The sequence below is a fragment of the Adhaeribacter sp. genome (assembly GCF_057359045.1).
Genome location: NZ_JBMQUD010000130.1, coordinates 43,946 through 69,000 on the forward strand (window position 1 = coordinate 43,946; position 25,055 = coordinate 69,000).

At 44.7% G+C, this 25,055-nt stretch carries 16 protein-coding genes; 10 read left to right on the forward strand and 6 right to left on the reverse strand.

Translation table 11 applies throughout. The features are described from left to right. Positions 1-489: 489 nt before the first annotated feature. Complete coding sequence (locus ACO1R6_RS20805) at positions 490-1,761, forward strand: Gfo/Idh/MocA family oxidoreductase (protein WP_486267036.1); 1,272 nt, start codon at positions 490-492, stop codon at positions 1,759-1,761. A gap of 46 nt (positions 1,762-1,807) precedes the next feature. Continuing rightward, positions 1,808-5,221, forward strand: coding sequence for a 3-keto-alpha-glucoside-1,2-lyase-like domain-containing protein (locus ACO1R6_RS20810; protein ID WP_486267037.1), 3,414 nt, complete (start codon positions 1,808-1,810; stop codon positions 5,219-5,221). A gap of 517 nt (positions 5,222-5,738) precedes the next feature. Here the strand turns inward: ACO1R6_RS20810 and ACO1R6_RS20815 are convergent. Beyond that, positions 5,739-6,722 carry an ABC transporter ATP-binding protein gene (locus tag ACO1R6_RS20815; protein WP_486267038.1) on the reverse strand — a complete coding sequence of 328 codons (984 nt, stop codon included), beginning with the start codon at positions 6,720-6,722 and terminating at the stop codon, positions 5,739-5,741. Between the two features lie 293 nt (positions 6,723-7,015). Between ACO1R6_RS20815 and ACO1R6_RS20820 the strand changes: the two genes are divergently transcribed. Continuing rightward, entirely contained in the window at positions 7,016-7,489 is a 474-nt protein-coding gene (locus ACO1R6_RS20820; RefSeq protein WP_486267039.1) for a response regulator transcription factor, read from the forward strand. A gap of 117 nt (positions 7,490-7,606) precedes the next feature. Continuing rightward, on the forward strand, positions 7,607-8,152 hold the full coding sequence (locus ACO1R6_RS20825; RefSeq protein ID WP_486267040.1) for a DUF4199 domain-containing protein: 546 nt from the start codon (positions 7,607-7,609) through the stop codon (positions 8,150-8,152). 485 nt (positions 8,153-8,637) lie between these two features. Here ACO1R6_RS20825 and ACO1R6_RS20830 read toward each other — a convergent pair whose 3' ends face one another. Then, positions 8,638-9,975 carry a peptidoglycan DD-metalloendopeptidase family protein gene (locus ACO1R6_RS20830; protein ID WP_486267041.1) on the reverse strand — a complete coding sequence of 446 codons (1,338 nt, stop codon included), beginning with the start codon at positions 9,973-9,975 and terminating at the stop codon, positions 8,638-8,640. Between the two features lie 316 nt (positions 9,976-10,291). Here ACO1R6_RS20830 and ACO1R6_RS20835 point away from each other — a divergent pair, with 316 nt between their 5' ends. Then, positions 10,292-11,299 (forward strand): alpha/beta hydrolase family protein, encoded by a 1,008-nt coding sequence (locus tag ACO1R6_RS20835; protein ID WP_486267042.1) that lies wholly within the window; start codon positions 10,292-10,294, stop codon positions 11,297-11,299. Positions 11,300-11,691: 392 nt separating this feature from the next. Here the strand turns inward: ACO1R6_RS20835 and ACO1R6_RS20840 are convergent, their stop codons facing one another. Then, positions 11,692-12,360: a YceI family protein gene (locus tag ACO1R6_RS20840; RefSeq protein ID WP_486267043.1), complete on the reverse strand. Its 669-nt coding sequence runs from the start codon at positions 12,358-12,360 to the stop codon at positions 11,692-11,694. 445 nt (positions 12,361-12,805) lie between these two features. Here ACO1R6_RS20840 and ACO1R6_RS20845 point away from each other — a divergent pair, with 445 nt between their 5' ends. Both ACO1R6_RS20845 and ACO1R6_RS20850 read left to right on the forward strand, forming a co-directional pair. Further along, a complete protein-coding gene (locus ACO1R6_RS20845; protein WP_486267044.1) occupies positions 12,806-14,149 on the forward strand; it encodes an FAD-binding protein in 1,344 nt (447 codons plus the stop codon). A gap of 128 nt (positions 14,150-14,277) precedes the next feature. Beyond that, entirely contained in the window at positions 14,278-14,790 is a 513-nt protein-coding gene (locus tag ACO1R6_RS20850) for a GTP cyclohydrolase II (protein ID WP_486267045.1), read from the forward strand. Between the two features lie 480 nt (positions 14,791-15,270). Here ACO1R6_RS20850 and ACO1R6_RS20855 read toward each other — a convergent pair whose 3' ends face one another. After that, on the reverse strand, positions 15,271-15,723 hold the full coding sequence (locus ACO1R6_RS20855) for a cold-shock protein (RefSeq protein ID WP_486267046.1): 453 nt from the start codon (positions 15,721-15,723) through the stop codon (positions 15,271-15,273). A gap of 1,352 nt (positions 15,724-17,075) precedes the next feature. Beyond that, complete coding sequence (locus tag ACO1R6_RS20860) at positions 17,076-19,271, reverse strand: M3 family metallopeptidase (RefSeq protein WP_486267047.1); 2,196 nt, start codon at positions 19,269-19,271, stop codon at positions 17,076-17,078. 211 nt (positions 19,272-19,482) lie between these two features. On the opposite strand from ACO1R6_RS20860, the gene msrB reads away from it, so the two are divergent. Then, entirely contained in the window at positions 19,483-19,929 is a 447-nt protein-coding gene (msrB, locus tag ACO1R6_RS20865; protein WP_486267048.1) for a peptide-methionine (R)-S-oxide reductase MsrB, read from the forward strand. A gap of 150 nt (positions 19,930-20,079) precedes the next feature. Here msrB and ACO1R6_RS20870 read toward each other — a convergent pair whose 3' ends face one another. Beyond that, positions 20,080-20,514, reverse strand: a complete 435-nt coding sequence (locus ACO1R6_RS20870) for a hypothetical protein (RefSeq protein WP_486267049.1) — start codon at positions 20,512-20,514, stop codon at positions 20,080-20,082. 542 nt (positions 20,515-21,056) lie between these two features. Between ACO1R6_RS20870 and ACO1R6_RS20875 the strand changes: the two genes are divergently transcribed. Next, a complete protein-coding gene (locus ACO1R6_RS20875) occupies positions 21,057-21,506 on the forward strand; it encodes a GNAT family N-acetyltransferase (protein ID WP_486267050.1) in 450 nt (149 codons plus the stop codon). Positions 21,507-21,906: 400 nt separating this feature from the next. Continuing rightward, the coding region (locus ACO1R6_RS20880; protein ID WP_486267051.1) for a DEAD/DEAH box helicase at positions 21,907-25,055 on the forward strand (3,149 nt) is incomplete at its 3' end.

The following is a 25,055-nucleotide window of genomic DNA, read 5'->3' on the forward strand; positions in this document are numbered from 1 at the left end:
TTTAGTAATTCCGACAGAATAAAATAAGATTTTGTTAAGCTAAGTGGCCTTAGGTTTGCCGTTAGTAGTTAAAGCGCCAGATTATGAGTGTTTTAGCCAGGATAAACAAATGTTTTAGGCGTTAAGGCTTAGTTTGGGTTTTAACATATTTATCTTTTTATATGCTCTATTGTATTAAAAGTTGAGCGATTTGAGAAAACTTTTGTAAAAAAATTATAAAAGTATTAAAAATATGTTTTAGTTTAAGGGCTTAATAGCAAAACGAGCATCTATTTGCCAAAGCACCTTGTTTTTTGAGTTAAATGCTAGCTTATTAGCGGGCGTTTTATTAAAAAGCAGGTAAAATTTGGTAGCTTATATTATTATAGTGTAAGCTATTTAAAAAACACAAGCCATTTACCTAATTTAGATCAATAAATATTCGCAACGTTGCTTGCATTTAATTTTACCCGGAAACCATTTAATAACATATAGTCTTATTCCCAGTCTATGACTTCACCAAAAGCAAATTCAAGACGAAACTTTTTAAAAACTTCTGTAGCGGCCTTAGCCGGTATAACCATTGTACCCCGGCATGTGCTGGGTGGGCCCGGTTACCTGGCTCCCAGCGATCATCTTACCAAAGGCATCATTGGGGTGGGCTCCATGGGGCGCGGCCATATTGAGTACGCTGGCACCAAGGTGGTGGCTATTTGCGATGTAGAAAAGAAACATTTAAAGCTGGCTTTAGATAAAATTGGCAGTAGTGTTAAAACTTTTTCTGATTACCGCGAATTAATTCAGTTGCCCGAAGTAGATATTGTACACATTGCTACCCCGCCGCACTGGCACGGCATTATGGCCGCCGATGCCGCACGCGCCGGCAAAGATGTTTGGTGCGAAAAACCCATGACCCGCACCATTGGCGAGGGCAAACGGGTAGTAGAAGCCGTGCAGCAACACGGGCGTATTTTCCGCCTGAATACCTGGTTCCGGTTTAAAGATAATTTCTACGGCATGGGTACGCCGGTTAAGCCTATTAAAAAACTGGTAGAAAGCGGCTTGCTGGGCTGGCCTTTAAAAGTAACCGTTGGGGCTACTACAGGTTACGACTGGAAATTTTATTGGGTTGGTAAAACCGATTTAGCGCCCATGCCGGTGCCGGATACCTTAGATTACGAAGCCTGGTTAGGGCCTGCTCCTTATAAGCCATACAACCCGCACCGGGTACACGGTACTTTCCGGGGTTACTGGGATTACGATGGCGGCGGATTAGGCGATATGGGCCAGCACTACTTAGATCCGGTTCAGTATTTCTTAGGTAAAGACAATACCAGCCCGGTATCAGTAGAAATAGATGCGCCGCAACAACATACCGATGCCGTAGGTACCTGGCGCCGGATTACTTACACGTATGCCGATGGTTGCCAGATTATTCTGGATGGCGAAGGCAAAGATAAAGATGCCGCTTACATAGAAGGACCAAACGGTAAATTATATCCGGGCTTCCGGTCTACTATTCCGGACCTGGAGAAAAAATTAGCCGCTTTCCCCGATCCGCAACCGCAGGTAACGGATTTTGTGGATGCCGTGAAGAATCGCCGCAAATTTGCCCTGAACGAAGAAAATGGCCACCGCTCTTGTACCATTGTAAACATGGGGTTAGCTGCTTTAAAATTGGGCCGCTCCCTTAAGTTTGATCCCGAGAAGCAGGAGTTTATCAATGATGAAGGCGCCAACCGGTTAATTAATCAACCTATGCGGGCCCCATTCCTTATTTAATTAAAGGCCAAGTTTAATTTTTTGTATCCAACTAGAATAGCCATACATGAAAAAAGTACTTTTAAATTTATTATGTCTGTTTTTGCTGACGGGACCAGTAATGGCCCAGACCAAAACAGATAACCGTACCTTAACTACCCGCATTGCCGATGTTTTGGCCTTGTTTCCGGCCGACAATGCAACCCAATTAAAAAATAATTTAAATGAAGTAACTGCTTTGGGCGAAGAAGGTATTTTGAGCATGGCCAAAATGCTAGTGCCGCCCGGCAAAGGCGATAACTCTAAACTGGAGTATGCTTTAGGCGGTTATTCTTACTATGTATCGCAGGGTAATCAGGAAGCTTTGCGGATGATGGCCGCCAATGCTTACATTAAAGCCCTCGACGAAGTAGCAGATCCGGCAAATAAATCGTTTATTATTACCCAACTGCAAATGGTAGGCAAAGACGAAGCCGTACCGGCTTTGGCCAAAGTGCTGGCTACTGAGCAGTTCTGCGGTCCGGCGGCCCGGGCTTTGGTTAAAATAAATTCCAATTCAGCCAAAAGTGCTTTATTATCAACTTTAGCAAAAAGCCAGGGTAGCTGCCAGTTATCTTTGGTAGAGGCTTTGGGCGATGCCCGCTTTGCCGGAGCCGTTTCTGAAATAAATAAACTGGCTACAACCAACGACCCTAACCTGAAAAAAGTAGCCCTTTTTGCTTTGGCGAATATCGGCGATCCAGCTTCGGAAAGTGTGCTGGCGGCCGAAGCCGAAAAAGCTAATTTTATTTACCACAATGCCAATGCCACCGCGGCCTATTTGCGCTGGATGGAGAGCATGGTAACTGCCGGAAACAAAGAACAGGTTGCCAAAGCCGCCCAGAGTTTGTTAGGTAAAACCGGACAGGAAACCCAACTACATACCCGTATTGCCGCGCTTAATTACCTGGCTACCGTGCAGGGCGAAAATAGCATGCCTTTACTGTTAGCCGCCGCTACCGATAAAAACCAGGCTTACCGGGTAAATGCCTTAAAACACGCCGCCGCGTTAAAAGGCAACGGCCAGACCCAGCAATGGTTAACTACCCTGAAAAAAGCTGAGCCGGCGGCCAAAGCCGATATTATTAATATGTTAGGTAATCGCCAGGATGCGGCAGCTACCAGCGAACTAATTAAAGGCTTAAAAAATAAAAACCCCGAAGTAAGATTAGCCGCCATTACCGCTGCAGGCAAAGTAGGTCAGCAGGAAGCTTTACCGGCTATTTTAAAACTAATGCGCAAAGCCGATTCTACTGAGGTAAAAGCGGCCCAATCGGCTATTCTGACCATGAAAGGCGACAATGTGGTACCACAAGTTGCGGCCGCTTTACCTAAAATGAAAGCCCCGGCGCAAGCCGCTCTGTTAGAAGTTTTAGGTGCCCGCAAAGCCACACCGCAAATTAGTGTGGTGCTGGCGCAAACCAAGAGCAAAGACCCTGTGGTAAAATTGGCTGCCTTTAACGCCTTAAAAAATATGGCTACCCAGGAGCATTTACCAACTTTGTACGCTTTGCTGGAAAATGCCTCCAGACCCGAAGAAGTTGCCGCCATGCAGGAAGGTATTTATAACGCCCTTGCCGATGTAAAAGACAACGGACAGCAAGCCGATTTAATCTTGGCCCAAATGGGACAGGCACCTGCCGGTAAAAAAACACTTTATTATAATGTATTAGGCCGGGTAGGCGGTAAAAAGGCCCTCCAAACCGTAGCCGCCGATTTTAAAAGCGGCGACGAAGAAACCAAGAAAGCCGCCTTTGCCGCTTTAGGTAAATGGAATGATTTTTCGGCGGCAAACGAATTATACAATATCGCCCAGGCCAATGCTGGTTCGGCTTATTTCGACCAAGCTTTGCGCGGATACATCCGCCAGGTAAGTACTGCTAAGTTTCCGTCCGAGCAAAAGTTGTTGTTATTAACCAAAGCACTGGATATTGCTAAAACCAATGAACAGAAAAATTTAATCTTAAGAGAAGTAGGCCGCGGTAATACCTATTTATCGTTGTTAACTGCTGCCAAATACCTCGATGATGCTAGTCTGCAGCAAGCGGCGGCTACGGCTGTTACCAATATTGCGCTGAGTAACAAAGCCATTTTTGGCGAAGATGTACGCAATTACCTGAATAAAGCCATGAATGTAATGCGGGGTTCTGAGGTAGAATATACCAAAGCCAACATCCGCAAGCTCTTGGAAGAAATGCCGAAAGAGCCCGGTTTTGTATCGTTATTTAATGGCCAGGATTTAACCGGCTGGAAAGGCTTAGTAGGCGATCCGCTGAAACGGGCCAAAATGGATGCCAAAACCTTAGCTGCCGAACAAGCCAAAGCTGATGAGCAAATGCGCGCCGGCTGGCAGGTGAAAAACGGTGAAATATTCTTTACCGGCAAAGGCCAGAATATTGCTACCTTAAAGAAGTACGGCGATTTTGAAATGCTGGTAGACTGGAAGATTTACGACGACGGGAAAAAAGAAGGTGATGCCGGTATTTATTTACGTGGTACCCCGCAAGTACAAATCTGGGATACAGCCCGGGTAAAAGTAGGTGCGCAGGTAGGTTCCGGTGGTTTGTACAACAACAAAGTACACCCGAGCAAACCACTTAAATTAGCCGATAACCCGCTTGATGAGTGGAATAACTTCCGGATACTGATGCAAGGAGACCGGGTAACGGTTTACCTGAATGGCGAGTTGGTAACCGATAATGTAATCCTGGAAAACTTCTGGGACCGCAACCAGCCTATCTTCCCCGAAGAGCAAATTGAGTTGCAAGCCCACGGCTCGCCGGTAGCTTACCGCAATATTTACATCCGGGAAATTCCCCGCCCCAAGCCTTTTGAACTAAGCGCCGCCGAAAAGAAAGAAGGTTACAAAATATTGTTTGATGGTACCAATATGCACCACTTTATGGGCAACACCACCGACTACACCATTGCCGAAGGCAATATGGTGGTAGACCCTAAACCGGGTAGTCGCGGTAATTTGTACACCAAAGAACAGTACAGCGATTTTGTGTTCCGGTTTGAGTTTAAGCTTACGCCAGGAGCCAACAATGGTCTGGGCATCCGGGCCCCACTGGAAGGCGATGCCGCTTACAACGGTATAGAGCTACAAATATTAGACAACGAAGCCGAAATTTACAAGAAGCTGGCCCCTTACCAGTACCATGGCTCGGCTTACGGTATTTTACCCGCTAAACGCGGTTACTTAAAACCAGTAGGCGAGTGGAACTACCAGGAAGTTGTTGTGAATGGCCCGAAGATTAAAGTAATCCTGAATGGCACCACTATTCTGGACGGCGACTTAACCGAGGCCCGGAAAAACGGCACCGCCGATAAAAAGAATCACCCGGGTATCCACCGTACCACCGGCCACATTGGTTTCCTGGGCCACGGTTCTAAACTGGCTTTCCGGAATATGCGAATCAAAGATTTAAGTAAAAAATAAGCAAAAGCAGGTCGCGCCCCAGCTAAATAGCCGCAGTTTGTAACAGAATGGGTTGATTTAGTCGGGGTACCGCCAAGTAGTAATAGCTTTAGAACTTCCCTGAATGTCCTTCAGCAGAAAACAAAACTGTTTTCTCTGGGGGACATTTTTTTGTAAAATATACTGCGATCAAAGTCTTGAGGAATAGCAATCAAATTGATTGCATAAAAGATAAAATCGGCAAAGAATTTAAACCATCCATAACCGGCATTCAGAAAGAATCTGCTGATTAGGTAACCCGGAAGATTCTTTCTGAATAACCGGTTTTAGAGGTATTCTATCAATATTAATCTTGCCTCTACACAATACACTTTAAAAGATTTGGTATTAATCTTAGGGGGAACTTTTCGGGGGAGAAGCCAAAAGAGCCGGTATAATTCAGCTTATTACAAACAGCCGGAAAAATATTCAGGAGCAGAACTCGGCCATTTAGCTAATATATATGCAGCCAAGGGTACAAACTAATCTAGGCAATTAGTTATACAAACCAAATATTTTCGGGTGCTACCGAAATATTAACCGTTTGGCCGACCTGTATATTTGCCTGGTTGGTTTTTACTTTTACCAAAACAGGACCCAGGGTAACTTCGGCTTCGTAATAAGCGCCAAAAAAAGTTACTTGTTTTACTTTTCCCCACAATGCCTTTTGGCCTGTAGGTACTATTTGCAGGTTCTCGGGCCGGATAAGCAGGTCTTTACCGGTAAGTTGTAAACCCGGAATATCTGCAAACAGCGTAGCCTGGGCCGCTGGTATTAAGTTATATTGCCCAAAAAGCGCGGCCGTGTAGGTATTTACCGGCTGGCGATAAATATGCTCGGGCGTACCTGTCTGCACAACTCTTCCTGCCTGCATTACCAGAATTTGGTCGGCCCACGATAAGGTATCCAGCGGGTCGTGCGATACTAGTATCAGCGATATTTTAAGATTTTCGCCGATATCCCGGATTACCGCTTTTAGAATATTTTTATGGCCCATATCGAGGTTAGAGTAAGGCTCGTCGAGGAGTAAGAGTTGGGGGGCAGAAAGCAGGAGCCGGGCCAGGGCAATGCGTTGGCGCTCGCCGCCCGATAATTGGTTTGTTCGCCGGGAAAGTAAATGCGTGATGCGGCATAAATCGTAAAGGGTTTCGGCGGCTGGGCCGGGCAATTGGTTTGCGTATTTTAAAACTTGCTCTACACGTAAAAAGGGGGGCAACTCAAACTGCTGCGACAAATAAGCAATGCCCGGATGCCCCGGCACCAATTGGTCGTGCAGCCCAAGTACACGTTTATCCTGGAACAAAACTTCGCCGGAACTGGGTTGGGCCAGGCCCGCAATGGTTTGGAGCAAAGTGCTTTTACCCGAACCGGTTTCGCCGGCAATGGCAATTTTTTGCAATGCGACCTGCGTAAAGCTGATATTTTGCAGAACCGTCTGGCCGGCTTCCTGTAAATTAATACCCGATACTTTTAATAACCCCATACAACCCAAAGGTAATATATAAATTTTGGATTTATCCTTGGCCGTGATTTTGTCCGGCCAGAGTAAGCAATGCAGCGGGTGGATACCAGAACTTTGGGGTAAAAATTAGCTTTTAATTACCCGAAATGATTACCTTACTATTTATTATTTTCAGGATAAACGGGTAAAGAAAGACAGAACCACCGGTACTTAAATTTTAACCCGGGGCTAAGCAAATACCGGTTTTGGGGTAATAAAAAATGCAGTTATTCATAAATTCGGGTAAAAGCAGCTATTGGCTTAAGTTTAAAAAGATGCTTCTTAATTTTCTGGCAAAACATAAAATAATTATTCTGTACAGTACAGGTTTAGCCGTGCTGCTGTTTTTGCTAAAATGGCTCGAGTGGCGTTTGGTGGTTATTAATCATGTGCTGGAAGTATACATTGGGGCCATTGCGATTCTGTTTACCGGTTTGGGCATTTGGCTAACACTTAAACTTACCCAGGCGCGGATAAAAACGGTGGTAGTAGAGAAAGAAGTTTACATCGAGCGCGAACCAGATTTTATTTTAAACGAAGCTGCGCTTTCCGAGCTAAATTTAAGCAAACGTGAACAGGAAGTTTTAAGCTTAATGGCCGCAGGTTTAAGTAACCAAGAAATTGCTGCTCGTTTGTTTCTGTCCCTAAACACGGTTAAGACCCATGCTTCTAAATTATTCGAGAAGCTGGACGTGCAACGCCGCACCCAGGCTATTGATAAGGCCAAAAAACTGGGCATTATTCCCTAAAATTTATCGCCCGTTCGGGTGAAAAGCTAAGTCTAGTCTAAAATCACCCGAAAGTATGACGAAAGCATTGGGCACTTACCCCATTTTTGGGCCGGATAAACTTAAAATATTAAGAAAATGAAAAGAATAATTCTGCGCTTTGGCATAATAGCCGGCTTATTGGTTACCGCCTGGATGGTAGGTTCGGTAGCCATGTGTTACACCCAGGAAGATTTTGAAGGCAATATGCTGCTGGGCTATGCCGCCATGATTGTGGCCTTCTCGTTTATTTTTGTGGGCGTAAAAAACTACCGCGATAAGGAAAATGGCGGTGTTATTTCTTTTGCCCAGGCTTTAAAAATTGGTTTACTTATTACGCTGGTAGCCGCTACCATTTATACGGCCGTGTGGCTGGTAGATTATTATGTGTTTGTTCCGGATTTTATGGATAAATATACCGCCTACACGCTTAAACAAGCCCAAAACGATGGCGCTACCCAGGCCGAACTAAGCAAAAAAGCCGCCGAAATGGCCAGCTTTAAAGAAATGTATAAAAATCCGTTACTGGTGGTACTAATTACGTATTCTGAAATATTACCCGTAGGCTTACTAATATCGTTGCTCTGTGCTTTGCTTTTAAAACGGAAAGATGTAGCGGGTAATTTAGTTGTAGCAAACGGATAAAGCCGGTTAAGTACCAGTACAGAAATAAGTAAGCTAAAATAATGTCTGAAAAATTTACTGCCCCTGCTTTTTAGGCTACAATTAAGACACAAATGTTAAACAGTTTATTCCCTCTAAAATCTTCGTCATTTTTAAGTCATTCCCGGAGGGAATCTTCTGGGTAGAAAGCCATACCGGCAACTAATTGTAAAGCTTAATTACCTGTTTTACTTCCAAAACAGAATATGCTTTTGGAACCCAGGTGCTGGAATGCTACAACTTCTACAGCATGACCGAGAAGGGAAGTATGTGCCCTGATGGTAACCTGAAAAAGGGGGGCAGCTTTCAGCATATTTGAATAGGTGCCTTTATTTGTTCAGCTACTTATATGGTATAAATAATGCTGTAGACTAGGAAAAAATAAGGTCTGTGTAAACACAGACCTTATTTAGAATATACAAGTAAATATTTCGCTGGTTAACCATATTAGCGCCAGGAAAAAACTACTAAATGCTTTCTTTGGCCGGGGCTTTCTCGGATGCTAAAATTGCTGGTTGCTGCGTATTTATTTCCAGCGCTTCCATCCGTTTTACTATTTCTTCTTTGGTCGCTAAAAATGCCGGCTTGTTTTTCTTTTGTACCGGGTCGGCGGTGGGTAGTTTAACTTTTAAGGCATCTACCTGTTTGCCGTTTTTCCAGAGGCGGTAGCACAAATGCGGACCAGTGCTCAGGCCGGTGCTGCCCACGTAGCCAATGGTTTGCTCTTGCCGTACCTTTGTGCCCCGCCGGATGCCTTTGGCAAATTTAGATAAATGCAGGTACTGGGTGCTATAAGTTTTGTTATGCCGGATTTTTACGTAGTAGCCATTGCCCCGGGTAAAACCAGCTTCTAATACTTCGCCGTCGCCTACACTCCGGATGGGTGTGCCCCGTGGAGCGGCAAAGTCGGTGCCCAAATGGGCTTTGTACCGTTTTTGTACCGGATGAAAACGGTTCATGGTGTACCGCGAACTTATACGGCTGTATTCTAAAGGCTCTTTCAAGAAGGCTCGTTTAAAGCTTTTACCGTTCTGGTCGAAGTAGCTCAGGCCGCGGCCCTGGTCGAAGCCAATGGCGTAGAGCGGCTCGCCATTGTGCTGGAAAAATGCCGCTTTTAAAGTGCCGTAGCCAATGGTGCTGCCGTTTACCTGTTTTTCTTCAAAAATAAGCTTAAACTGGTCGCCGGGTTGTATTTTGTTTAGGTTCAGGCGCCAGGCATAAATATCGGCCAGTTTATTTACCAGTTGTGCCGAGCCACCCGCCGCCAGCACCGACTCGTACAAAGAGCCTTTAATTTCACCGGCGAGTTCCCGCTCAATTACTTTCATTTCCCGTTGGTGACGGGTTATGCCCAGGGTGTCGCGTAGGTCATAAATAACATACTCCAGCTCGTTGGGTTCGTAAATAAAATATTGGGCAGTCTGGGCCGAATCGCGGGTGTGCAGCAAAATGTAATTTCGCTCCGATTGAATATTTCTAACGTTAAAAATACCTTTGGCTTTCTGGGCCAGGTTAAAAACGGTTGTGGGGGTAATGTTGTAAGCGGCCAGTATGGTTGATAAGCTCTCGCCGCGTTCTACCACGTCTTCTACTATTTCTAAAGAATCCGTCGGGATGCCATAAACAATAGGAGCAGGGGCTTTAATTTCTTTAACTGGAGTGGTCAGGGTTTCGGTAGTTGGTTGAGCGGGTTGGATGGTATTAATAACCTCTGTAAGGTCTAAGCGCAAAGATTGGGCAGCAGAAAAAAAGATAATAAATGATAGTGCAATGAGAATGGCAAAGCCTTTTTTACGTTTAATCATTAATCCAGGTCTTTGTTTAAAACTATTTAGGAGGCGCAAAACTAGGGCTAAACCAATAGAAATAAAAATTTAATGTCATACAATAATCTGGCAATAAATCTGTTGAAGCTTTTTCTAAGCAGAATATTGAATAATTAAGGCACGTAAACAGATAGGTTGGAGCCTGATGTGTTCCTACTGCAGGCATTCTTCCGTTTAGGCATACGCTCTGGTTGGTTGGTTTGGGAAAGAAATATCTTCCTTAAAATTTAAATTTCCGCATTAAGTTGTTAATTTATAGATAGCTCGCTCGCTGTAAATAAACTTTAGCTAAGTAATGCGTAAATTCTTCTTTAGTATTCTTTTTCTTTTCCTGCTTAAATATCCTTTAATAGCACAAAGCTTAAAGCCGGAAGATTATGGTTTTCGGCACTTCCAATTAAGGTTCCGGCAAGATACCGTCGATATTTTGGTGCTATCTAAAAAAGGCGAAGAAGAAAAAGCAAAACCAGTAATCTTGTTCGAGAAAGGTTCTGGTCCTATACCTTTAATAATTTTGGCCGATGATGGTAAGCCTTATGGTATTATGCCATTTAAAAGAGAAATTTTATCCGACGATTATCACCTGGTTTTTATAAGTAAACCAGCGGTACCGCTGGTGGTACTACAAAAAGATTTAGGCCCCAACAACTTTTACTACGCTGATTTAAAAAATAACTTATTGCCGGCGGGTTATGCCAAACGAAACATACCAGAATACTATATTCCCCGCGATATAGCGGTGATTAAATATTTAAAGAAAAGAAATTGGGTAGATAAAAAGAAGCTGGTATTAGCCGGGCATTCAGAAGGTGGCCGGCTGGTAGCCCAAATTGCTTCTGTTTCTAGAGATGTTACCCATGTTATTTATTCTAATGCTAACCCATTTGGCCGTATGATGACAATCATTTCTCAAATAAGAGCCAATGATGATTCGGTGGGTACTTATGCCGAAAAGCAATTTGAATTTTATGAAACGGTAATTCAAAAGAAAAATGATTTAACCTATCAGCCCGGCGATACTTATAAGAATATTTATGCATTTTCTAAACCACCTATCGACTATTTAAGGAAGTTGAAAATACCCGTATTAATTACCTATGGCACCAAGGATGCGGCTGCCCCTTTTCAGGATTATTTACGCTTAGAAGCTATCCGGGAAGGAAAGAAGAATTTTACTTTTATGCCGTACCCAGGTGTAGAGCATAATTATTTTGGTTTAAAGCCAAACGGAAGACCAGATTATGACAAATTTGGCTGGGATAAAGTTGCTTTAGATTGGAAGACGTGGTTAAGAACGCATTAGATTAAAATAAGCAAATGCTTATGGATGCTAACATAAGGCCGCGGCCAAATAGAAATATTTTCTTTCAACGGTTTTGTGATAAGAGTATGTTTAAATTTTATTTAACGATTAAAAAAGCGGAATAAAATGGCCACTTTCTCCCATTAATCTCCGTCATTCCCAAAGAACCTTAGGGTTTACCTAATCAGAAGATTCTTTGGGAATGACGGATTTGGACTGATGCTACTAAATTTAAACATACGCTAAACTAATCTCCTCGTGCAAGAGAAATCTACAGGTATTAATTTTAATTAAGGCAATATGTTTGTAAAGACAAATTGCCGCAAGTAAATGCCCGGCCAGACGGGTTGCCAATCCGGATACAGCGGATCAGCAACCCAGACCAGAAAATATTATTTATTTAAAGCACTCAGTTTTAAGTGAATATTTACATTGGGGTAAATGTGGTGCTCGCCTAAGTTAGGGTCAGCGGCGTAGTCCATGCCCCATTGGGTCCGGTCTAAAACCAGTTTGGCTTCGGCCTGCAACGTGCCGTTGGCAATAATTACTTTGGCCGGGAAACTAATGGCATGGGTTTGGTCCAGCAGGGTAAAATTACCGGTAATCAGGGTATTGGCACCAGCTACCCCATTGCCGGCACCAGAGTAGCCCTGCACCGATGTAATATTAAATTTTGCTTCGGGATATAAAGCCATGTTAAAGAAATCGGGGCTTTTTAAATGGTTCAGCAATACCGGCTTCAGCTCATCGGGTAAGTCGAAATTGGTAATAGACGCAATAGGAATTACAAAAGAACCACCGTACAGTTTATTTTTCTTTACCTTAATATCTGCACTTTCTACCGCAAACGTACCAATGTGGTTGGCGGCTGGTCCCGCGCCATTCCATTCGGCCACCGATTGGCTGGTCAGGGTATATTTACCCGTGTTGTTTTCTTCTTTTTGGCCGTCGGTGGTATTTTCGGTAGCTGCCAGGCGGCTGGTTTTAGTAAGGTCTTCTTTTTCGCAACTGGTTAAAAATAAAGTAGCGGCTGCAAACGTGCAGATAAGTAAATTTTTCATCGTGTATTTTAGGTTTTAGGGTTGTTTTTAAGATTACCTGACAAAGATGCGGTGCCGTTAAAGCGAATAAAAATAATCTTACCCGAAGGGCCGATGTGCCGGGATAAGTGCCTGAAATAAAAGGTTAAATTGCCCGCTCTACCTGTTTAAACCAACACGTATTATTTATTTAAAGCCGGAACAAGACTGGTAACTTGCGTAGAAATGAGAAATATGACCGCACCGGAAAACTGTTTTACTTAGTTAGAGGTTTATAGAATATTATCTTTTAGCGAATATTTTACCTGACTTTTTCTAAAAGGTAAAGTTTATAGTAAGGACCAGGATAAAATTATCCTTTCCTATTTATTTGTATAAATTACTTAAAAACAGTGTTTTACAATAAAGAATATCGTTGATTACTTACTTAAGCCAATGCAAAAAACATTGCCGGAAGAACTAAATCATGAAAAGAAAATTATATTCCCGTTTACCCGACGAGCCGGCTGGTAGCTTGCTTACGCCGACGCCGGCAGATGGTACCGCAAACGCTTTAAAAAACTGGGCCGGTAATATTATATTTAGCACCAACCAAATTGTTTATCCGGAGTCGGTAGCCGAAGTACAAGCCTTGATTTTAAAACATGATAAAGTAAAAGCGCTGGGTTCAGGGCATTGCTTTAACCACATAGCCGATAGCCGGCACCTGTTTGTTTCGACGCGCAACCTGAATAAAGTAGTGAATTTAAATGCCGAAGCCCATACTATAACGGTAGAAAGCGGGATTAAATACGGCGAATTGGCTCCTTACCTGCAGGCCCAAGGGTTTGCTTTACCCAATTTGGCTTCGTTACCGCATATTTCGGTGGCGGGTTCGGTTATAACGGCAACCCACGGCTCGGGCGTTACCAACGGCAACCTGGCTACGGCCGTAACAGCCCTGGAAATGGTTACGGCCACCGGAGAGGTGCAAACACTTTCTAAAGACAAGAACGGCGATATTTTTGACGGCATAGTGGTAAATTTAGGTGCACTGGGTTTTATTACCAAAATAACCCTGGCCCTGCAACCCAGCTTTAACCTGAGACAAAACGTTTACGAAAAACTGCCACTGGAACAACTCGCCGGAAATTTTCGGGAAATAATGGGAGCCGGTTACAGCGTTAGTTTGTTTACCAATTGGCAACAAGATTATGTAAACGCGGTCTGGATAAAAAGCCGGACCGACGCAGATACAAATTTTAATAACCAGTCTGCTTTTTTGGGCGCAAAGGCGGCTACACAAAACCTGCACCCCATAGCCAACCTACCCGCCGAAAATTGCACCGAGCAAATGGGCGTACCCGGACCCTGGTACGAGCGGCTGCCGCACTTTAAAATGGGTTTTACCCCCAGCAGCGGCGTAGAATTGCAATCTGAATATTTTGTGCCCGCAGAACACGCAGTTGCGGCTATTGAGGCCGTAGCCGGCTTAGGCAAGCTTATTGCCCCGCACCTGTTGGTTTCTGAAATCCGTAGCATTGCCGCCGATAATTTGTGGCTGAGCCCTTGCTACAAACAAAACAGCATTGCCTTGCATTTTACCTGGAAACAAGATTGGCCCGCCGTTAGTAAACTGCTGCCCCTTCTGGAAAATGCGTTGGCACCATTTAAGGCCCGGCCGCACTGGGGTAAATTATTTACGGTGCCGCCGCCAGAACTGGCGCCGCTTTATCCCCGTTTACCCGATTTTAAAGCCTTAGCCCAGCACTACGACCCACAAGGTAAGTTCCGGAATAATTTTCTGGAGACCAATATTTTTAATGATTAAGTAAATAACTACTGCTTGGTCCATAGTGCCGAAAAATTTATCTTGCCTAATATTTACCGGGCAAGCACCAGCGAATAAATGGTAAAATAGAACCCGGCATTTTGTAATATTCAGATACCGTATAAATTATGATAGTTAAACTGGCCGAAGGCAACCTGAAAGCTAAATTTGGAGAATACCAGGAGTTTCTCTTTTACGACGGACAGAAAGAATCCATTGCATTAACCATGGGTACGGTAGCAGGAGCCGAAGATGTTTTATGTCGGGTGCACTCCTCGTGTATTTTTGGCCATAATTTTAACAGCATTGAGTGTGACTGCCGCGAACAAATGGAAATTTCGCAGCAGCTAATTCAGGCAGCGGGCCAGGGTATTATTATTTGGCTAGAGCAAGAAGGTAAAGGCAATGGCCATTTTGCTTTGTTAAAAAGCGTAGCACACAAAAGATTAGGCTTAAGCCAGGCCGATGCTTACGAAGCCGTAGGCTTTAAAAAAGATGCCCGTGATTTTAGAAGTGCCGCCGAAATATTAAACTTCTTAGGCGTTAAGTCTATCCGGTTGCTAACAGATAACCCGCAAAAGGTAGAAACCCTTACCCAACAAGGTATTGTGGTAACCGGTATTAAACCCACTAAACTATAACCCAGCCAAGGGTGCGGCAAGGGAATATGTTTCTTAAAAAGGAGGTGTACTTCCGTTAAGCGCCTGAAGAGAATAAGAACTGGGTGTACATGGGGCGGTCACGTTTTGCTGGGCCTTATTCTTCCGGCCGCTACTAAAAGCAAATAAATTTTTCGCCGGCTTGTTTATAGTGGCCAGAGGCCGGCAACCATCTTCACCAGCGGGATGCTGGCGATAGCTCTAGCATAAATAATTCTATTTAGGTAATATTACGGCTACTCAACAGCTTGCCTCCGGATAAGCACGCCGCCGGAATGTACAGGAAAATAAGTTGTAGGATAGTTGGGTTTTAACCGGAAAGTGCCTTTTGCTATATGGTAGGGCAGGAGGGCCGCTAATAGGCAACCCGGCTACCCATATTACACTCAACAAAGATGTTGGTTAATAAATACGCTGGCCCGGTGTATTTACCTAAATACACCTGGTAGCCGGTATTTGGGGTTATACAGCTTTTTTTACGTTTATAGCACTGGGGCCTTTAGGCGTATTTTCAATCTCGAAAGTAACTTTATTGTTTTCTTTAATGGGCTCGGTTAAGCTGTTCTGGTGCACAAAAATGCTTTCCTGGGTTTCTTGGTCTTTTATAAAGCCGTAGCCTTTAGAGTCGTTAAAGAACGCCACTATACCTGTCCGGATAACATCCGGTATAATATGTTCCTGTTTGGCTACCCCAATCCGGATATCTTCCTGGGCAATTACTTTCTTTTGTTTAGGGTCAGGAGGAGTAGCAGAAAAATTGCCGTTTTCGTCTACGTAAACCAGCATTTCATTTAAGCTCTTGCCTTTATTGCCCTGGGCTTTGCGCTCCTCTCTTTTTTCTTCTTTCTCTTTTCGTTTTTGCAGTTTTTTCTTTTCGTTTTCTTTTTTGTTAAATGTTTCTTGTGATCTGGCCATATATATGATTATTGGTTTAAAATGGTAAGTAAAACTGGACTACAGCTTTAAAAAAAATGGTACAAGGTAAATTACTAAATTAAAGGTTATAACCCATTTAGCATCCTGGAAAATTAAAAGTAACCTGATTTTTTGGTCTTGTTCTACTTTTATCTGGCAGGTTTACAAACCCGTTTTCTTTGCTACATCTCCGGATAAAGAAGTTATACTTTAACCAGAAAAGTAACGGGTTCCAGTGGTTCGTGTAATATGGTTAGGCAGGCCAAAGGAAATAAATTTTACCTTTGAGTAGCCGTGGTGTTATTACGGACAGCCAGGGCGCCTTCTTTTTATAATTACCCTTAACTGGCCCCCGGGGTTGTAAAATATTTTCACAAAGATAACAGTTTTTTCCCAAAGTGTAAGTACCACCTGCTCAAGTACTGCAAAATACCTGGGCCAGCACCAGAAAATTAGCTTTTACTTATTACCAAAGTTGATTCTTGCAAAAGATTTATGCCTAAACTTAAATAAAGCCAAAATAATATTGTTTATATTTAATAAATGAGATATATTTAAGAACTCGGGTTATTTAGGTGGTTCTAATAGTTTTATGTAAAAAACTTCTTAAATTTCGATCCTATTTAAAATATACTACGTATAAGAATACTACAATAAGGGTGGTTTAGTTAATATAGTTATATAAACCAGTCGATAAATAATAAAAGTCTCGCTGGAAATAAGTACAGGTAGATAAAAGAAAAGAATACTAAACCTAAAAGCTGTTTTCTAAAGATATTTAAATAATATGCCGGTATACTTCACGCATGATGCTGTATACTGTAAAGACATAAGATAAGCCGCTCAGGTAAAATAACGCTACTTGTACAGTGGTTTCCAGGTCAACCGCTGGGTTTAGATACAAGCAAGTAAAAAGGTTGTATTTTATTTAACTTATTAACAATTAATAGTTTATAGATAAAGTTAAGCGTTTTATTTGTTCACCAGATTATTAAAGTGGGTAAATAAACATACGGATAATATTTACCTGAACGCGCAAATAAATAACAATACAAACAAACAATTATACAATCATTTTTCCACCATTAAATTCTACAATCATGAAAAGAACTCTACAAACTTCAGAAATTGGTATTGGTGCTGCGGTAACTACCTGGTTTGCCCTTATGTTTGTTGTGGCGCAATACTTAATATGACCTGCTTAAAATAGCAACCGGGTACCGGATTGATTTCGGGTGTCCAATTGCTATTTTACCTGTTTCTCTAATTCGCCTAAAAGCCTTTAAACCAATTATAGCAATTGGCTTAAAGGCTTTTAGGTTTTGTAAAAATTAGGTTACCCGCAAACGATTTTAATTTTTTGTTTTAGTACCCGGTACCGGAAAGCCACGGTCGCGCATTAAAGCATCAATAGTAGCGTCCCGGCCCCGGAATTGCCGGTAAGCTTCGGCCGGATCTACGGCGTTGCGGGGCGCAAATAAATATTTAACCAGGCGGGCGGCTACTTCTTTGTCGTAGAACCCACCCGGCGCTTCGGCAAAGGCCTCGGCCGCATCTGCGGTTAGCACATCGGCCCACAAGTAGCCGTAATAACCGGTCGCATAACCCTCGCTCGAAAATATGTGCCCAAAGTGCGGCGAACGGTGACGCATTACAATTTCTTTCGGCATTTTTAAAGCTGTCAGGGTTTCCCTTTCAAATTTATCCGGGTCTAAACCAGCAGGGTCGGTGGTATGGTATTTCATATCCATTAAAGCCGAAGCCAGAAATTCGGTGGTTTCGAAGCCCTGGTTAAAAGTTGCCGCTTTTTTAATTTTAGCTACCAGCGCAGCCGGCATGGGTTTGCCGGTTTGGTGGTGCTTTAAAAATTGGTTTATTACTTTATCCGTAGATAACCAGTGCTCCAGTAACTGCGACTGAAACTCGGTGTAATCGCGTACACCGCCGTTGAGAGTGGGGTATTTTACGTTCGACGATAAAAAGTGCAGGGCGTGGCCAAATTCATGGAAAAAAGTATTAGCATCATCCCAGGATACGAGCACGGGCTCGCCGGGCGCCGGCTTAACAAAGTTAGAATTATTAGAAGCCAGCACGGTTTTAAGGCCATCAAAAGTGGTGTGGCTACGATACGGCGAAGCCCAGGCCCCCGACCGCTTACCGGGCCGCGCAAACGGATCGAGGTACCACAAACCAATGTGTTTACCGGTAGTTTTATCGGTTACTTCCCAAACTTTTACATCGGGGTGGTACACGGGCACGGTGCCGGCTGGTACGGGTTTAAAATTAAAGTTAAATAACTCGCCGGCCGTAAAAAATATAGCCTGGGTCAAGTTGCCTAATTCTAAATATTGCTTTACTTCGTCGGAGTCCAGGTCGTATTTTTGTTTACGCACTTTTTCGGCGTAGTAGCGGTAGTCCCAGGGCGCAATGGTTATTTTGGTTTTTTCCTGATTTGCAATTTTTTGCATATCGGCTACTTCTTCTTTTACGCGGGCCAGGGCCGCCGGCCAAACGGCGTTCATCAGGTTCATGGCGCGTTCCGGGTTTTTGGCCATCCGGTTTTGCAGGCGCCACTCGGCGTAGTTGTTATAGCCCAAAAGCTTGGCCCGCTCGTGGCGCAGCTTTAATATATTTACAATATTTTGGTTGTTGTCGTGGGCATCGCCGTTGTCGCCGCGGGCATAATAGGTGTTCCAGACTTTTTCGCGCAATGCTCTTTCCGAAGAATAAGTCAAAAACTGATCCATCGAGGAGCGGGTATTGGTAACAGCGTATTTAGCGGGTTGGCCGTGGTCGGCGGCGGCTTTGGCGGCCGCTTTTACAAAAGATTGCGGCAGGCCACCCAATTGCTCTTTGGTCAGGAAGGTAACGTATTTCTCTTCGTCGGCGAGTACATTGTTCGCAAAAGCCGTTTGTAATACCGAGAGTTCTTTGTTGATGGCGGCGTAGCGGGCTTTAGCCGAAGCATCTAAACCAGCTCCTTCCAGGACGAAGTCTTCGTAAATTAACTGCACCAACCGTTGCTGATCAGCGGGTAAAGGCGTTTTCTGGGCTTGCTCGTATACGGCTTTAATGCGTTGAAAAAGCTTTTCGTTTTGGGATATTCTGGTCCGGAACCCGGCCAGTTGCGGTGCCAGTTCGCCCTGTATTTTCCGGAACTCCGGCGACGATAAATTACTGCTCCAGATGCTGTAATACACCGAAGCCTGCCCCATTTCTTCTCCGGCTTTTTCCAGGGCCACAATGGTATTCTCGAAAGTAGGTGCTTGCAGATTGTTTACAATTGCTTCAATTTCGGCCAACTGCAGGGCCATACCTTTTTCCATGGCTGGTTGCAAATCAGCCAGATTCATTTTATCAAAGGCCGGCACACCGCCGTAAGGCCCCGACCAGGCGGTTAAAAGTGGGTTAAGCGTTTCTTGTTTTTGCTCTACCGGGGTAGCTACAGTAGCGTTGTTGGTACTTGGTTGTTTGGCCACACATCCCATCATGGCCAGCATAACCAGGTATTTTGGTTTGGCGCTGGCGGCTAATAATTTATAACTCATGTAAAATGTAAATAATTAATAAAAAATAAGGGTAACAGGGGTGCAAGTTACGAAAAAATATGCCAGCTTAAGTGCTTGTTTTTCTGATAGTACCGGCAAACAAAAGCCGTTGGTCGTGAAAAGTGCCTGGTGCTTTTGGTACCAGGCGGGTATGAACTTTTGCTGCGCTAGGCCGCGTTTAAAACAAAACAGGTTGTAACCCCCAATATATATGCTCCGCTGGATTGATGTACTAAAATATGCCAAATACAGCAACCCCGAACCCAGTTACCGGGTAGAAAAAACACCAGCCGAATGGCAACAGCAGCTCACACCAGCCCAATTTCGTATTCTGCGCGAGAAAAATACCGAATCGCCGTACCGGAACCTTTATTGCCGTTCTTACGAGCCGGGTGTGTATGTTTGTGCTGGCTGCGGCAACCATTTGTTTAATGCCACCGAAAAATACCACGCCATTTCGGGTTGGCCCAGCTTTACCCAGCCCCTAACCAAAAACGCCCTAAAATACCTGTTCGACAATAGCCATTACATGCACCGCATAGAAGTACAGTGCAACGTATGCGATGGGCACCTGGGCCACGTGTTTCCCGATGGGCCGGAACCCAGCGGTTTGCGCTACTGTATTAATTCGGAAAGTTTAAACCGGATTAATGGATAAACTTTTAAATACAATTTCTAAATTGATTTAAGTAACGGAACAAGACTGTCTTAGCTTATTTATTTATATAAATAGTTAAGGGTTAATATTATAAGAGCTTTGTGCTAATAACTTAAAACTGATTGCTTAAAAGCATAAGGCTTAGAAATATTACTTGCGTTTGCGGTTTTTGCCCGGCAAAGCTTCGGGAGCGGCCGGTCGGTTGCTTTTAAGTTGCTTAAATTCTTCGTTCGAAACGGTTACCGTATAATCTACTTCGGTTAAAATGGTTTCGCGAACATCAAAATCGTATTCAATGGTTAATAGCAGGCTTTTATTGGGGTTGAGCGTATAGGTGTCGCCTACCTGGTCGTACACTTTAAATTCGTGTTCGCCTTCCGGGGCATGTTTATTGTCTACGCGGGCCAGCAAATTGCCGGTAATCATTAGCGGCGTATCCAGGGTATCTATCCACTCAAAAGGCTGGTAATACCGGCCATCTTTTTTCTGGGTAATATATGTTACCTTGTCCACGTGTATTTCTATGTCCTGGTTTTGGTTTTCCCGCTGGCTTTTTATCCGCAGAATATTCCCGATTAATTTCATCTAAGTAAGAGGTCAGTTTTAAGTACTAAGTTATAAGTTAAGTTGTTAAAATATTGGTATTTAGATGGTTGTTGAATGTTTGGTATAAGATGATTTTATCTTTTACGTATTCTAATGGGTTGCAATTACAAATACCCGCTATTGCATAACGGTTATTCTGAAGAGAACCTGTTTCGTATTTAGAACCCCCGGTAACGCGGTCCTGACCGGGTATTTTCACCGGAAAAACAATAGCCTAACCGAATAAATGAACCGGCGGTGATAACGCTACCCCCAGTACTTTCATTGCTTTTCAGGTATAATACCAAACCCGTTTAGTCTATACAAAGGTAACCACCACTTTGGGTATAGCCATATTTATTTTATACCGCTGGCGGCGGTTAAGGGGGCGGCGCGCTAAGAAATTTACCGATAAAAAGTATTTGCATCAGCAAAAGGATTAAGGCTGACCGGTAAATAAGTTAAGCGAATTGGTTTTACCTTTGCCCGGCAAAAGCTTACTGGCGTACAACCAAACAGCTAATTCTAAATATTGCCTATTTATGAAGTTGACCGTTATTGCCAAACTCTTCGACCAGCTTACCCCTTTTGAATTATACGCCATTATGCGCTTGCGCAACGAAATATTTGTGGTAGAACAAAACTGTGTTTTCCAGGATGCCGACAACAAAGACCAGGCCTGCCACCACCTGCTGCTGTACCGCGAAAAAGAATTGGTGGCCTACGCCCGGTTGGTGCCTGCTGGTGTTACGTTTAAAGAAATGTCCATCGGCCGCATCGTTACGAGTTCTACGGTAAGAGGCACCGGCACCGGTAAAACATTAATGCAGCACGCCCTAAGGCAAACCTATGCTTTGTTCGGTAAAGGCCCGATTAGGATTGGCGCACAGCTCTACGCCATCGGGTTTTACGAGTTATTTGGTTTCGAAGCCGCCGGCCCCATTTACGACGAAGACGGCATCGACCATATTGAAATGGTGAAAGAGGGTTAACAGAGGAAATTAATATTCGGGCTACAAGAGCAAACAGTAACTACGGTTCTCGCTTAATAAGCCAATACCAAAATATAACCATATCGCCAGCGTCCCGCTGGTGATGATTCCCGCCGGCCTCTGGCCGCTATCAACAAAACAACGAAATATTTAGCGGCCAGAGGCCGGAAAAAGAAGACACGGGCGGGACGCCCGCGCCATATCTCGCCCGACGCTTAATTTCCTGGTTGTATAAATTACCTTTCTGATTAATTTTTATTTAAATCATTCTCCTTTTCTTAAAATCTGCAAATTAATTTAAAACCGCACAGGCTCTCCTTTGCCCGGAGGAGAAGGCATTGGAGGATGAGGTGGCAAACCCCAAACTTTCTGATTAACTTCGGCTAAGAAACCAGGAACAATGCCCGAAAGAGAGCCCATAACCCGAAATACCACCAGCACCAATGCCCATGCCACCGATTTCCTGCTGGCGGTAAGCTCGTTAGCGGAGGTAAATTATAACTTTATCTTGCAGCATACCGCCGCTGAGGCCGTTTCCTATATGGGTTCGTCGTACGAAGTGCAGCCGGGCCACTTAGAAATAAACCAGGGCTTGTTTACCCTGGCGGGCGGCGGGCAGCGGCCGGAAGTAAAAGTGGTGCAGTTTCCGGCGGGTTTGTGGTTTTCCTGTGGCTGTACCCGGCCCAAAACGCACTTATGCGAACACCAGGCGCAGGTATTGCAAGCCCTGCTAACCCGGCCCGAATTCCGGGTGTTTTTTGATGCGGAACTGCGCCGGAATAAAATATTACCCGTGGCCCAGGATTACGGCCTGGCCACCGAAGAAAACCTGGATAAATATTTCGACCTGGAATACGCGAATAAAAATATTACGGTAAAGCCGCGGTTAAAAGAATTGCTGCCGGTAAACCCCGCCACTCAAGCTATTTTGCAGGAACAGTTACTGCCCCAACCCAAACCACCGGTGCCGCCACGCGCCGTGGCCACTACCCCCGACAAAGCCTACCTTGTGGTTATCGCGGAGCATAAATATTACAAGCATTTGTACCTGGAACTGTACCAGGCGGCGGTCACGGCCAGTGGTAAATTAAAAAATCCTTTACAGCAGATAAACCCCGCCGACCTGATTTGGCTTACCGAAAATCCCGAGGAACTTAAATTTTTCACAGCCATTGCTAAGTTTCAGCGGAGCTACGAGGCCGAACCGGGCGAGGCGGATTTGGCGGCTTTAAAGGCGCTGGTTAGGAACCCGCTGGGTTTTAAGTTTTACCAGCACAACCCTAAAGATAACCGGGCTTCGGGCAATATTACGGCCAGTTCGCTGGTGCCGGTAGCGGTACAAAGTTTACCGGTTAATTTGGTGCTGGACGTGGTGGTGAAAGACAACTTTTACGAGATTACCGGCACCATTACCCTCCTGGACCAGCCCTACGATTTGCAACACCTGGCGGTGCAGCACGAATATTTTATCCAGGTTAAAAAAAACCTGTACCTTATTGATAACCCCGATTTGCTGCGGATTATCCGGTTTTTCAAAAAGCACAACCACAAAATATTAATCCACGAATCGAAGTTTACGGAGTTCCGGGAAACCGTGCTGGCCAGCCTCGAAAGTAAAATAAAGGTAAATTACGCTTACCTTAAACCGGCTACGCCCAAACAAATAGCCGATTTTGGCCTGGCCGAAACCCGGGAAGGAATTATTTATTTATCAGAGTCGGAGGATTTTATTTTGCTGACGCCCGTTATGAAGTACGGCCCGCTAGAAATACCGGTGCTCACGCAAAAGCAAATTTACGGCACCGATGCCCGGGGCCAGGCTTTTACGTTGGCCCGCGACGAGGAAGCCGAACACAACCTGGTGGCCGATATTTTAAAGCAGCACCCGTATTTTTACGAGCAATTGCACCAAGATTGCTTTTACCTGCACCGCGACCGCTTCCTGGAAGAAGGCTGGTTTCTGGATGCCTTTGAAGCCTGGCAGCAAGCCAATATTACCGTGCTGGGCTTTAAAGATTTGAAAAATAATCGCCTCAACCCGCACAAAGCCAAAATCAGCATCCAGGTTACCAGCGGCATTAACTGGTTCGATACCACGGTTAAGGTAAAGTTTGGGCAGCAGCAAGCTTCGCTCAAATACCTGCACCAGGCCATCCGGAACAAAAGCAAGTTTGTGCAGCTCGGCGACGGCACCCAGGGTTTGGTGCCACAGGAGTGGCTGGAAAAATTTGCCCGTTATTTGGCCGTGGGCGAAGTGGCCGGTGAAAAAATCCGGACGCCCAAAATAAATTATTCGGTTATAACGGAGCTTTACGAAACCGAAGTACTAGCGGAGGAAGTACAAACCGAGCTCATACAGTACCGGCAAAAGCTGGCAAACTTTAAAGCCTTACCCGAAGCCGCAGTACCCGCCGGCCTGCACGCCACCTTGCGCGGTTACCAGAAACAAGGCCTCAACTGGCTCACGTTCCTCGATGAGTTTAACTTTGGCGGCTGCCTCGCCGACGACATGGGTTTGGGCAAAACCATTCAAATATTGGCCTTTTTATTGGCGCAGCGCGGGCGGGTAAAACAAAATACCAACCTGGTAGTGGTGCCCACTTCTTTGCTGTTTAACTGGCAGGCCGAAGTAACCCGTTTTGCGCCTTCGCTGAAAATATTAACGCTTTACGGCGCCACCCGAATAAAAAACATTGCCGACCTCAACCAGTACGAAATTGTGCTGACCTCTTACGGCACGCTGCTCTCGGATATCCGGGTGCTGAAGGAATATCCATTTAACTACATTATCCTCGACGAATCGCAGAACATTAAAAACCCGGAAACAGCACGGTACCGGGCGGTGCGCTTGCTGCAATCGCGGAATAAACTGGTGCTCACGGGCACGCCCATCGAGAACAACACCTTCGATTTGTACGGCCAGTTGTCGTTTGCCTGCCCCGGTTTGCTGGGCAACAAGCGCTATTTCCGCGACCATTATTCCACGCCCATCGATAAGTTTAAAGACGGCCGCCGGGCCGCCGAACTGCAGCAAAAGGTAAGCCCTTTTATTTTGCGGCGCACGAAAGAGCAGGTAGCCCAGGAGTTGCCCGACAAAACCGAAATGATTATTTACTGCGAAATGGGGGCAGAGCAGCGCCGCGTATACGAAGCCGCCGAGCGGGAAATCCGCGATTTTATTTCGGCGCAGGGCGACGGCGAAATACTCAAAAACAGCATGCACGTGCTCACCGGCCTTACCCAACTGCGCCAGATTTGCAACTCCCCGGCCTTGCTCACGGGCGGCGATTACCGCCTGGATACCTCGGCCAAAATAGAAACCTTGCTGGAGCAAATCCAGAGCAAAGCGCCCCACCACAAAATACTGGTGTTCTCGCAGTTTGTAACCATGCTGGAGCTGATAAAAAAAGAACTAACCGCCCGGAATATTTCTTTTGCCCTGCTTACCGGCCAGACCAAAGACCGCGCCGCCGTGGTAAACTCCTTTCAGGAAAACAACAGCGTACGGGTGTTTTTAATTAGCTTAAAAGCGGGCGGCACCGGGCTTAA

What these genes read in the sequence shown, in the direction of transcription:
- ACO1R6_RS20875 (WP_486267050.1), top strand. Translation starts at nt 21,057, where the DNA reads ATGAAGTTGACCGTTATTGCCAAACTCTTCGACCAGCTTACCCCTTTT.
- ACO1R6_RS20860 (WP_486267047.1), bottom strand. Translation starts at nt 19,271, where the DNA reads ATGAGTTATAAATTATTAGCCGCCAGCGCCAAACCAAAATACCTGGTT.
- ACO1R6_RS20835 (WP_486267042.1), top strand. Translation starts at nt 10,292, where the DNA reads ATGCGTAAATTCTTCTTTAGTATTCTTTTTCTTTTCCTGCTTAAATAT.
- ACO1R6_RS20815 (WP_486267038.1), bottom strand. Translation starts at nt 6,722, where the DNA reads ATGGGGTTATTAAAAGTATCGGGTATTAATTTACAGGAAGCCGGCCAG.
- ACO1R6_RS20870 (WP_486267049.1), bottom strand. Translation starts at nt 20,514, where the DNA reads ATGAAATTAATCGGGAATATTCTGCGGATAAAAAGCCAGCGGGAAAAC.
- ACO1R6_RS20810 (WP_486267037.1), top strand. Translation starts at nt 1,808, where the DNA reads ATGAAAAAAGTACTTTTAAATTTATTATGTCTGTTTTTGCTGACGGGA.
- ACO1R6_RS20825 (WP_486267040.1), top strand. Translation starts at nt 7,607, where the DNA reads ATGAAAAGAATAATTCTGCGCTTTGGCATAATAGCCGGCTTATTGGTT.
- ACO1R6_RS20805 (WP_486267036.1), top strand. Translation starts at nt 490, where the DNA reads ATGACTTCACCAAAAGCAAATTCAAGACGAAACTTTTTAAAAACTTCT.
- ACO1R6_RS20830 (WP_486267041.1), bottom strand. Translation starts at nt 9,975, where the DNA reads ATGATTAAACGTAAAAAAGGCTTTGCCATTCTCATTGCACTATCATTT.
- ACO1R6_RS20855 (WP_486267046.1), bottom strand. Translation starts at nt 15,723, where the DNA reads ATGGCCAGATCACAAGAAACATTTAACAAAAAAGAAAACGAAAAGAAA.
- ACO1R6_RS20850 (WP_486267045.1), top strand. Translation starts at nt 14,278, where the DNA reads ATGATAGTTAAACTGGCCGAAGGCAACCTGAAAGCTAAATTTGGAGAA.
- ACO1R6_RS20845 (WP_486267044.1), top strand. Translation starts at nt 12,806, where the DNA reads ATGAAAAGAAAATTATATTCCCGTTTACCCGACGAGCCGGCTGGTAGC.
- msrB (WP_486267048.1), top strand. Translation starts at nt 19,483, where the DNA reads ATGCTCCGCTGGATTGATGTACTAAAATATGCCAAATACAGCAACCCC.
- ACO1R6_RS20840 (WP_486267043.1), bottom strand. Translation starts at nt 12,360, where the DNA reads ATGAAAAATTTACTTATCTGCACGTTTGCAGCCGCTACTTTATTTTTA.
- ACO1R6_RS20820 (WP_486267039.1), top strand. Translation starts at nt 7,016, where the DNA reads ATGCTTCTTAATTTTCTGGCAAAACATAAAATAATTATTCTGTACAGT.